Annotated in this window: 1 protein-coding gene; it reads left to right on the top strand. The window is 53.7% G+C overall.

Going from position 1 to position 559, the window contains the following annotated elements; genetic code table 11:
• Positions 1–105: 105 nt before the first annotated feature.
• Positions 106–444, top strand: coding sequence for a hypothetical protein (locus JIN81_RS18805; protein ID WP_200283629.1), 339 nt, complete (start codon positions 106–108; stop codon positions 442–444).
• Positions 445–559 lie beyond the last annotated feature (115 nt).

The raw sequence follows: 559 nt of genomic DNA, 5'->3' as shown, positions 1-559 counted from the left end.
CTGACCCGCTCCGAGTCGAATTTTTCAGATGACTAGAACCCTTAACCTCGAGTCAATGCGCGGCTGCCATCAGGCGGTTGGTGTGCTTTGACGTTCTGCTGGAAAATGAGCATCAACCTTGCCGACTATGTTGCGATCGGGGTGACTCATTCCTCGGAGACCATTCATTTGCTCGAAGAGATACTCAGTGATGATGAGTTCTCCTTCGGGGCAGAGGGCACAATGGCGAGTGGATATGAATGCTACGTTCGGTCAGCTGTAGCCGATAGGGCAATCGCAGCAATCAAGTCCGCTCCAAAGTTTCACATCGAGGGGCACAAGATCAGGTTCTACGACAAACCACGTGCGATCACTGATGGCACTCGCTACGACCGATTGCTCGATGAGTATTGCGGCGAGAATCCTGACAGGCCATCAGCCGACGGGATTCAATTTGATCTTTGAACTGAAGGCGATTCAGAAATCAAGCAGAATCGGGTCCCGGGGAGTGATTAGCTCCCCGGTCCCACACCACCCTGCGTACGGCTCCGTACAGGGCGGTTCCAATCAGACTCGGGCA

Source organism: Haloferula rosea, assembly GCF_016595525.1.
In the GTDB taxonomy this organism is placed as follows: Bacteria; Verrucomicrobiota; Verrucomicrobiia; order Verrucomicrobiales; family Akkermansiaceae; genus Haloferula; species Haloferula rosea.
Note: the sequence above shows the minus strand (reverse complement) of the source record. Positions and strands in the feature narration are given on the sequence as shown.

Excerpts from the sequence above, each read along its gene's own strand:
- JIN81_RS18805 (WP_200283629.1), top strand. The coding sequence starts at position 106 with ATGAGCATCAACCTTGCCGACTATGTTGCGATCGGGGTGACTCATTCC.